Here is a 9,499-nt window from a genome sequence, read left to right on the forward strand (position 1 = left end):
CCTCTTTTGCAACTGAGTGCGTGTTATTCTTCGCCTCTTTTGCAACTAAGTGCGTGTTATTCTTCGCCTCTTTTGCAAGTGAGATTGTTTTATTCATCTCATCTTGCACTGGCTGTTCTTCCTCAAGCGGTGCGATTTCCTCGCGGCTCGTATATACTTCCTGCATGTTTAAATTAGAAGGCGGCCTTACAAAAGACTGCTGTTGGATAAATAACGTCGGCCTCTGACTCTTATTATTGGACAAGAAATTCACCTCCTTTTTCCATAACCCCACACGTTTTAATATATGGCAGTATGCCTACCTTGGTTCATTTAAGACAACCAAAAAGCCTGCTAAAGAATTAGCAGGCTTTGTTATTAAGATCAATTTCAATAAATTTGTTGCTTTTGGACCATAATAAAGGCATTTACTTTCGAAGAACTTGTGATAAAAAGCCGTTATTAAAGAATATGGTAGCCAGAATCTACATGGATGTTTTCACCAGTAATACCGCGTGAAAAATCACTGAATAGGAATACGGCTGTGTCACCGACTTCTTCTGGAGTAGTCGTTCTGCGTAATGGTGCTTTTTCTTCAATCTCACTTAAAATCGAATTGAATGCTCCAATTGCCTTCGCTGATAAAGTACGGATCGGACCCGCTGAAATCGAGTTCACACGAATGCCGTCTTTTCCTAAGTCTGAAGCCAAGTAACGGACACTTGCATCCAATGAAGCTTTCGCAACACCCATTACATTATAGTTTGGAATAGCACGCTCACCGCCTAAGTACGTTAAGGTAACGATGCTGCCTCCTTCTGTCATTAGCGGACGTGCTTCTTTAGCAACAGCTGTTAACGAATAGGAACTGATATTTTGAGCAAGCAGGAATCCATCTCTGGATGTGTTGAGAAATTCACCTTTTAGATCTTCAGTTTTTGCGAATGCAATACAGTGTGCAATCCCGTGAATGGTACCTACAGCTTCTTTAATTTCTGCAAAACATGTAGCAATCGCTTCATCACTTGTAACATCGCAAGGCAATACTAATGTTCCTTCTGCCTCTAAAGAGTTAGCTAAATCACGAACACTGCTTTCAATTCTTTCACCAGCATATGTAAAAATTAATCTTGCTCCAGCATTGTGAAGTGAACGGGCAATCCCCCATGCAATACTGCGTTTATTGGCTACACCCATAACAACAAAAGTTTTTCCAGAAAGATTCATATTGAAAAAGTCCTCCTACTATAATTACATGATATTAGTACTTGGTACTAATTTTACACTACTTCACCATAAATGAAAAGGTGCGGATACTATTCTTTCCTAAACTCTTTAGCAAGTCTCACAAAATTCTAATTCTCGCTTCAATTCAACCACATACTCCTTTGACCCAGTAACAATCAAACGATCATCCATTTGCAGTTCCGTATCACCATGAGGGACAATGGAATCCTTTCCTCTAAAAATACGAACAAAAATTACATCACCTGTAAAAGGAAAATGGCGCAAATGCATTCCATTAAAATGTGTATTTAACATCTTAATTTCATAAAGACCTGTCTCTTGGTTCGTCAAGATGTTCATTACAGTTGGAGATTCAATTAAGGCGCGGAGAAGAGTTTTGGTCGACATAAACGAAGAGAATACCTCAACATTTTGATCCCGTAAATTTTGTTCTAGTTCCATGCTTTCAATCCTTGCAATGACCCTGGAAACCCCTCTTTCTCTCGCTTCAATGGACAAACTTGCGTTTAATTGCTCATCACCAGTAGAAATTACTACAATTTCTGATTGAAAAACATTTGTTTTGGAAATTGAATCGATGGTGTAATCAGTGATTTCAACAATATCAAAGAGTGAATTTGCAATTTGTTTTTCTGATTTCTCCATTTTCGTATGATAAAGAACCGGAACGTAAAGGCCTGACTTTAATTCTTGCGATAATGCTAGGGTTACCTGATTAGCACCTAAAAATGCTACACTAACCTTTTTACTTGCTGCAGCCTCCATCGGAAAGAGTTTTTTGAATACCATCGGTGTAAAAATGGATGTGATTACAGCCACCAATATCAGGGTTCCACTCATTTTTGGGGTTATTACTTCCATCCTTTCTCCAATTGTTGCAGCTGCGATCACGAGTGAAAGGGTGGAGGTAAGCAAAAAGCCCGACGAAATAACCGTTTTAGTATCATACCAAAGCTTTAAAAGATAAACTGGCACAAGCTTTGATAAAAGCAGCCCAATTAATAATAGCGGTATGAGTAAAAGGAGTTTCTTTTCACTAAAAAGTGACCAAACATCAAGATTAACCCCAACCATGACAAAAAAGATTGGAATTAAGAAGCCGTATCCAAAGGAATCGAGCTTATGGACCAGTTCTTGATTTGGGGATAGTAACGACACTAAAACACCGGCTAGAAAGGCGCCAAGGATATTCTCTGCACCGAGTGTCTCCGATAACCCCACTAATACAATAATCAGTGTAAATACAGCCCTTGTTCCAATCTGGACTGTACTTGTTGATAATGTTTCAATAAAGGTGCGTGTTTTAAATATCCTACCAATAATATAAAGAACAATACCTGCTCCAAATAATATCAAGAGCAGCCAAGTGTTACCATGGCCAGCCTCATTTAAGGAAACAAATACAGCTAATAAAATCATCGTCACTAAATCGGCTATGACCGCAACAAGCAGGATGATTTGCCCAATAACAGTTTTCATCAAATGGGCCTCTTTTAAGGTTGGCACTACTACTCCTAGAGAAATAGTTGAAATAATTAATGTCATCAAAAAGGCATTATCAATAAATCCTGCTAAAACAAATAAATAAGATAGAATTAAAGAGAATATAAAGATTCCAGCAAAAATGGCGGATGCTGCAGCAAAGGTATTAGGCTCCTTTTTTCCGTTCGAAAGTACTTCGCGTTCTTTACTGCCGCTAAAGGCAGTAAAATCAATTTCCAGCCCGCTTAAAAACATAAGGAAAATAAAGCCAAGGGACGAAAGGGTGGAGAGCCATGCATCTTGATGGACAATATCGAGACCGCTCTTCCCAATAATGAGGCCCATGATAATTTCAGCCACCACTACCGGAATGAAATTCAATTTAAAACGATGCAGGATAATGGGAGTTAAAAATGCGGTCGTTACCACAACAAGCAGCGAAAGAACAGAAACATGTTGTTCCATTATTTATTTAACCACCTTTCAATACTAGTTTTCTTTCTTATAAAAGTAACCGATTAAACTAAAAATAAACACGAACTTACAGGAGGTAAATCCCTATGAAAATTGATATTATCGGTGACATTCACGGTTGTTTTGACGAATTGAAAGAACTAACCTTAAAGCTTGGTTACAATTGGGAAACAGGGTTACCAGTCCATTCCGCCGGGAGGACTCTCGGTTTTGTTGGCGACCTGACGGACAGAGGACCTGCATCCATTAGGGTGATTGAGATCGTTTGGCAGCTTGTAATCCATCACCAAAATGCACATTACACACCCGGCAATCATTGCAATAAGCTGTACCGCTTTTTACTCGGCAATAAAGTTCAGGTGACACACGGGCTAGAAACAACAGTGGCTGAATATGAATCATTATATAAACAAGATCAGCAATCCATTCGTAAAAAATTTATGGAGCTGTATGAAAAAGCCCCGCTATATTTAGTATTAGACAATGGAAAGTTAGTTATAGCACATGCTGGGATTAAAAAGGAATATATCGGCCAAACACATGGAAAAGTAAAGGAATTTGTCCTTTATGGAGATATTACCGGAAAGAAAAATCCTGATGGAACTCCGGTTAGATTAGATTGGGCAAAAAATTATCATGGCGATGCCTCTATTGTTTATGGTCATACTCCGGTCAAAGAGCCGCGTATTATCAATAATACGTATAACATTGATACAGGAGCTGTATTTGGCGGTAAATTGACGGCCATACGTTATCCAGAAATGGAACTGGTGTCTGTTCCTTCTACTATGCCATTTATTGAGGAAAAATTTAAACAATTTGACTAAATTAGCTAAAAAATAATACAAAAGGCTGACCCGCTATTCAAACAGGTCAGCCTTTAATATACAAGTCATATCCTCTGGTGGAGAAGCCGAAAATGACATTTCCTCTTTATAGAAAGGATGATGGAATTGAATTCTTTTACAATGAAGGGCCTGCCGTTTGATTAACGCAGTATCTCCTCCATATAAATCATCTCCAAGCAGAGGATGTCCTAGGAAAGACATATGAACTCTTATCTGGTGTGTCCGCCCTGTTTCAAGCCCCAGCTCGATATGAGTAAATGTAGAACATCTCTCTATTACTTGAAAATGGGTACAAGCATATTGACCGTCAGCCCGGACTTCCCGTTCAATAATACTGTCCTGCTTGCGGCCAATCGGTTCGGTGATGGTTCCTTGATCATCTGCCAATAAACCACCCGCAAAAGCTTCATAAGTTCTTTTCACTAATCCATTTTGCTGCATTTTACTAAATAAATGATGAACATGGCGATGTTTGGCAATTAATACAATTCCAGAGGTATCACGGTCAAGTCTTGTAACGATATGAGAAGTAGCCTGTATGCCCACTCGCTGGTAATAGCCCACAACTGCATTTGCAAGACTGCCATTAGGATGTTCACGAGATGGTATGGTGTTCATCAGAGCAGGTTTATTTACCACAAGTAAAAAATCATCTTCATGCAATATGGTTAACGGGATATACTCCCCCATAACTCCCTCACTCGGAATCTCAGGAGGAAAAATCACAGTCAACGAATCACCAACGATTAACTTATATCTAACATTTACTTCCTCTTGATTAACAAGAATAAAGCCACCCTTAAATTTAATATCTGTTAAAGCAATTCGAGAGATTTCCTCTCTTTTTAAAAATTCCTTAATTGATAAACCTGCATTAGTTTCATCAATGATCCAGTGCAATTTAAAACTTGATCCCATCGACATGGTCCTCCGGTTTAATCAGAGATAAATGAATCATGGACTCTTTTCCAAAAAGGAAATGGTCTAAAGCGGGCAAAACGGATTTTTTCTTCTGGCACCCTATATTGGATCGATTTTACATCCTTATGGAGTAATGTCAGGTGATCAATGGTTACCTGAAAATCAGATTTTTTTACTGGCTTAAGCATACAGGTATGATGTGCCGGCAGAATTAATGGTGAGCCCACCGTTCGAAACACCCTGTTATTGATGGAAGCCATTTCTGCAACTTGTAAGGCTGAAATAGACGGATGAATAATTGCCCCGCCAAGAGCTTTATTATAAGCTGTACTGCCTGATGGAGTAGACACACATAGCCCATCACCACGAAACCGTTCAAAATGCTGTCCTCTAATTTCTACATCCATCACCAATGTTCCCTCGACACTTTTCACCGTCGATTCATTAAGTGCTAAGTAACGGGATTCTTTTCCTGCATGTGTGTAACGGATAATGACTTCAAGAAGCGGGTACTCTACGACTTGGAATGGGGTTTTTGCAATCGCAATTACTAATTTTTCAATCTCATCCGGAATCCAATCTGCATAAAATCCGAGGTGCCCGGTATGTATTCCAACGAAGGCTGTTTTACTTAGCCGGCTGCTATAGCGATGGAACGCATAAAGAAGTGTCCCGTCTCCACCTATGGAAACAACAATATCAGGTTGGTCTTCATCATAAATAAGATCAAAATCAAGTAAATAGGTCCTCATTTTATGCATTAATATATTAGACTTTTGATCTCCTTTGGATGTAATCGCAAATTTCATCATAATTTCTCCTTACAAATGGGCTTTCACAGGGCGGATGTCAGTTCTTTTCTTCTTGTGTCAGTTCCTTTTTTCGTGTAAAAAATGCTTGTGCTTCTTGTATTTCACCACGTATTAAAGACATTTCTTCGTCTAAACGAAACGCCGCTTCTGCAGCTCTTAATAATCTCATTTTTATATCGGAAGGGAATATCCCTTTATACTTATAGTTAAGTGAATGTTCAATTGTTGCCCAGAAATTCATCGCCAACGTCCGTATTTGGATTTCAGCAAGTATTTTCTTTTCCCCATGTATGGTCTGAACAGGATAACGAATTACAACATGGTAGGAGCGATATCCACTTGTTTTTTCATGAGAAATATAATCTCGTTCTTCCACGATTTCAAAATCGTTACGAATTCTTAATAAATTAACCACAGTATGAATATCATCGACAAACTGACACATAATCCGCATGCCGGCAATATCCTGCATTTCCTCTTCCAAGCTTTCAAGCGGAATCCCTTTTTGATTCGCTTTATCAAGAATACTTGCGATGGGTTTTACTCTGCCTGTTACAAATTCAATTGGTGAATGAGTAGCATCTAACTCGTATTGTCCCCTCATCCCTTTTAACTTTACTTTCAATTCGGAAACTGCCTGTTTATATGGTGCTAAAAATTGATCCCAGTGCTTCATGATACCACCTCAAAGAAAACAAATTGTTTAGACGAGCGAATTTATTTCGCTTCAGAGAAAATATCAAACATTTATGAATAATCTCTCAACTTTTGTTACCAATTCATCACCGTAATTGCTGTTGCCTCTTATATTACTAAGGATATAATCTAATTCGTCATAAAAATTTATAAGTTCAACTTGTTCCTGATTTGATTTAACGACTACGGGTAATTTTTGTTCGTTAGCTGTTTTTAAATCTGACCAGAGAAATTCCGATAAAACAATATATGTATAGTCATCTTGATCTTCCATAAGGTAAACAAAAGCACTATTATCTGAATCAACAAGTATTTGTTCCCCAGGAATTAACCCGTTAATGGATTCATTCGTTTCTAAAATTAGCTTATCAGCGGTTAATTTCGCTGTCTCTATTATTATTTTCTTCTTCATCATTAGCCCTCCATCTTTCACCTTCCTATTTTAGCATAATCAGACCATTTCTCCCAAGGATTGCTTTTTTAAAACAAGCAAAAATCGGAAACTAGACATTATCCGAAGTTCATCGGTATGATGGAATCATCATATAGGCGAAAGGAAGACAAAGGATGGCACAAAATATCGAAATCGAGTTTAAAAACATGCTTACAAAAGCAGAATATGAAGGTATTTTATTGGCTTTTAACATAGAAAAAAAGCAAATCTTCACTCAGGAAAATTTATACTTTGATACACCTGATTTTTCTTTAAAAAATGCAAAGAGTGCATTAAGAATTCGAAAAAAGGACACAAACTATGAGATGACCCTCAAACAGCCAAGAGAAATAGGGCTGCTTGAAACCAATCAAAAATTAACACAAGAAGAAACCTCTGCGGCTATTCATGACGGCATACTGCCAAGCGGACAAATAAAACAATTAATTGAAGAAAATAACATACCTTTTGCCAAGCTCGTCTATTTTGGTTCACTTATCACCAATCGGGTAGAACTTGCTTATGAGAATGGATTGCTCGTACTTGACCACAGTATCTATCTTCAACACGAAGATTATGAAATGGAATACGAAGTAGAAGACTATCAGGAAGGCCTAAAAAAATTCCAAGCACTTCTATCACAATTTAAAATCCCACAACGTCAAAGCGAAAATAAAGTCCAACGCTTCTATAATCAAAAATACAAACAAACTAAAACTAACTAGCAGCGGCCAATTATATTTCAGGCAATTGTTTTTAATATAGATTGGAGCAGATGACGCGCAGATACCTGAGGAGTACGGAACTGAGTGCCCTCGAACCACCTTCGCCCAGCGCGGAGATCAACAATTCAGTATCAAAAAATTGATAACATAAAAAATGTACCAATCTTAAAAATCTGTCATTTCAAGGCAATTCATTTGAGATATGAAATGGGCATTGATAAAATATGAATACAATAAAGAAGAAAGGAGTTGTCAACTTGATCGATAAAAAGATTACACCATTCGAAGAAATTGGTGAAGATTTACTGCACCGTCTTGTCGACACTTTCTATAGCCTTGTTGCACAACATCCTGACCTTGCGCCCATATTTCCAAATCAATTCTCAGAAATTGCCCGGAAACAAAAGCAATTTTTAACTCAATACTTAGGAGGTCCTCCTCTTTATACAGAAGAACATGGTCACCCCATGATGCGGGCACGTCATTTGCCATTTCCCGTTACTCCCACCCGTGCAAGGGCTTGGTTATCTTGTATGAGGCAAGCCATGGACCTAGTCGGATTAAAAGGGCCGGTAAGAGAAGAATTTTACGCTCGGCTGCATCTTACAGCCCAACACATGATTAATACGCCAGATAATGGCGGGATTACAGGTGAAAATCGTGAATAATTCATCATCACCTGTCCCCAAGAACCATTTTAATAGCAATGAGAAGAAGCCACTTGAAATATATATGTTTATTGATCCGTTATGCCCCGAATGCTGGGCAATAGAGCCGATTCTTAAAAAACTTCGAATTGAGTATGGACGATACTTTTCCATTAAACATGTTTTAAGTGGGAGATTAGCTAATTTAAACTTAAGTAAAAAGAAGAACTATGAGAATCTCGCTCAAGTTTGGGAAAAAACTGCAAGCAGGTCGGGAATGTCTTGCGATGGAAGCCTGTGGTTAGAGAATCCAATTAATAATCCTTATATTGTCTCCATCGCGATTAAAGCGGCTGAGTTACAAGGAAGACGAGCTGGTTTACGTTTCTTTCGCAGAATACAGGAAATGTTATTTTTAGAAAAGCAGAATCCTTCAAACCTAGAAGTTTTAAAGAAATGTGCGGAAAGTTCTGGTTTAGATGTTACGGAATTCATGAAAGATATTCATTCCGACAGTGCTGCCAAAGCCTTTCAATGCGATTTAAAAATTACTTCTGAGATGGATGTAATTGAAATTCCAACCCTCGTATTTTTTAATGAAAATATTGAAGATGAAGGGATTAAAATTGCTGGTTCCTATCCATATGAGGTTTATGTACAAATACTAGAAGAAATGCTTACAGAAAAACCGGAGAAATCACCACCGCCGCCACTAGAATCTTTTCTAAAGTTCTTTAAGTTTGTCGCTTCTAAAGAAATTGCGGTTGTTTATAATATGTCCGTTTCGCAGATTGAACGAGAAATGAAGAAGCTTTTGTTAAAGCAGATAGTCGAGCAAATTCCTGCAAAATACGGTACATTTTGGCGATATATTGATGAATAGATAAGTGTCAATCTAAAACGATTGGCACTTATCTTTTTTCAAGTAAATACGACGGAATGAAAATGCCTTGCAGCTTCTCAGCTGCAAGGCATTTCTCTATTAATACGAACAAAGGGGATGGGAGAAATTTTTCACGGTCAAACAAAGGGGTATATGTTTGTTGTGATCAACTTCACGTATAAAATATACCATGCACGACAAGTATGTGACAATAAGTTTGTGTTTTATTTCACATTATTGTCATAAAGTAATAAATTCACGTATTTGACAATAGACATAATAGAAACGCGGAAGCACCTCGTATAGGGCAGGCATAGACGAACTCCTATGCAAGCAGGAGCTGCACAATTC

At 38.0% G+C, this 9,499-nt stretch carries 11 protein-coding genes; 4 read left to right on the forward strand and 7 right to left on the reverse strand.

Annotated elements, in window-relative coordinates; genetic code table 11:
• The 3 genes from V7266_RS13790 to V7266_RS13800 all read right to left on the reverse strand — a co-directional run.
• A partial coding sequence (locus tag V7266_RS13790) for a hypothetical protein (RefSeq protein WP_335468467.1) occupies window positions 1-244 on the reverse strand: 244 nt, incomplete at its 3' end.
• 197 nt (window positions 245-441) lie between these two features.
• Window positions 442-1,206 (reverse strand): enoyl-ACP reductase FabI, encoded by a 765-nt coding sequence (gene fabI, locus V7266_RS13795; protein WP_335468468.1) that lies wholly within the window; start codon window positions 1,204-1,206, stop codon window positions 442-444.
• A gap of 108 nt (window positions 1,207-1,314) precedes the next feature.
• Entirely contained in the window at window positions 1,315-3,174 is a 1,860-nt protein-coding gene (locus V7266_RS13800) for a monovalent cation:proton antiporter family protein (RefSeq protein ID WP_335468469.1), read from the reverse strand.
• Between the two features lie 95 nt (window positions 3,175-3,269).
• On the opposite strand from V7266_RS13800, the gene prpE reads away from it, so the two are divergent.
• Entirely contained in the window at window positions 3,270-4,010 is a 741-nt protein-coding gene (prpE, locus tag V7266_RS13805) for a bis(5'-nucleosyl)-tetraphosphatase PrpE (protein ID WP_335468470.1), read from the forward strand.
• Between the two features lie 33 nt (window positions 4,011-4,043).
• On the opposite strand, the gene V7266_RS13810 is transcribed toward prpE, so the two are convergent.
• The 4 genes from V7266_RS13810 to V7266_RS13825 form a co-directional block, all read right to left on the reverse strand.
• Window positions 4,044-4,949, reverse strand: coding sequence for an RluA family pseudouridine synthase (locus V7266_RS13810; RefSeq protein ID WP_335468471.1), 906 nt, complete (start codon window positions 4,947-4,949; stop codon window positions 4,044-4,046).
• A 17-nt stretch (window positions 4,950-4,966) separates the two neighbouring features.
• Window positions 4,967-5,761: an NAD kinase gene (locus V7266_RS13815; RefSeq protein WP_335468472.1), complete on the reverse strand. Its 795-nt coding sequence runs from the start codon at window positions 5,759-5,761 to the stop codon at window positions 4,967-4,969.
• Window positions 5,762-5,801: 40 nt separating this feature from the next.
• Window positions 5,802-6,440 (reverse strand): GTP pyrophosphokinase, encoded by a 639-nt coding sequence (locus tag V7266_RS13820; protein ID WP_335468473.1) that lies wholly within the window; start codon window positions 6,438-6,440, stop codon window positions 5,802-5,804.
• A gap of 63 nt (window positions 6,441-6,503) precedes the next feature.
• Complete coding sequence (locus V7266_RS13825; protein ID WP_335468474.1) at window positions 6,504-6,872, reverse strand: hypothetical protein; 369 nt, start codon at window positions 6,870-6,872, stop codon at window positions 6,504-6,506.
• Between the two features lie 155 nt (window positions 6,873-7,027).
• Between V7266_RS13825 and V7266_RS13830 the strand changes: the two genes are divergently transcribed.
• The 3 genes from V7266_RS13830 (at window position 7,028) to V7266_RS13840 (ending at window position 9,148) form a co-directional block, all read left to right on the forward strand.
• Window positions 7,028-7,618, forward strand: coding sequence for a CYTH domain-containing protein (locus tag V7266_RS13830; protein WP_335468475.1), 591 nt, complete (start codon window positions 7,028-7,030; stop codon window positions 7,616-7,618).
• Window positions 7,619-7,875: 257 nt separating this feature from the next.
• Complete coding sequence (locus V7266_RS13835) at window positions 7,876-8,286, forward strand: globin (RefSeq protein WP_335468476.1); 411 nt, start codon at window positions 7,876-7,878, stop codon at window positions 8,284-8,286.
• Entirely contained in the window at window positions 8,270-9,148 is an 879-nt protein-coding gene (locus tag V7266_RS13840; RefSeq protein ID WP_335468477.1) for a ClpXP adapter SpxH family protein, read from the forward strand. Before V7266_RS13835 ends, V7266_RS13840 begins: the two co-directional genes overlap by 17 nt.
• Window positions 9,149-9,499: the final 351 nt, after the last annotated feature.

Source organism: Neobacillus drentensis, from assembly GCF_036965645.1.
In the GTDB taxonomy this organism is placed as follows: domain Bacteria; phylum Bacillota; class Bacilli; order Bacillales; family Cytobacillaceae; genus Neobacillus; species Neobacillus drentensis_D.

Bases quoted from the DNA above. Each gene is read 5' to 3' on its own strand.
- prpE (WP_335468470.1), top strand. From the start codon at position 3,270: ATGAAAATTGATATTATCGGTGACATTCACGGTTGTTTTGACGAATTG.
- V7266_RS13810 (WP_335468471.1), bottom strand. From the start codon at position 4,949: ATGGGATCAAGTTTTAAATTGCACTGGATCATTGATGAAACTAATGCA.
- V7266_RS13830 (WP_335468475.1), top strand. From the start codon at position 7,028: ATGGCACAAAATATCGAAATCGAGTTTAAAAACATGCTTACAAAAGCA.
- V7266_RS13825 (WP_335468474.1), bottom strand. From the start codon at position 6,872: ATGAAGAAGAAAATAATAATAGAGACAGCGAAATTAACCGCTGATAAG.
- V7266_RS13815 (WP_335468472.1), bottom strand. From the start codon at position 5,761: ATGAAATTTGCGATTACATCCAAAGGAGATCAAAAGTCTAATATATTA.
- V7266_RS13800 (WP_335468469.1), bottom strand. From the start codon at position 3,174: ATGGAACAACATGTTTCTGTTCTTTCGCTGCTTGTTGTGGTAACGACC.
- V7266_RS13820 (WP_335468473.1), bottom strand. From the start codon at position 6,440: ATGAAGCACTGGGATCAATTTTTAGCACCATATAAACAGGCAGTTTCC.
- fabI (WP_335468468.1), bottom strand. From the start codon at position 1,206: ATGAATCTTTCTGGAAAAACTTTTGTTGTTATGGGTGTAGCCAATAAA.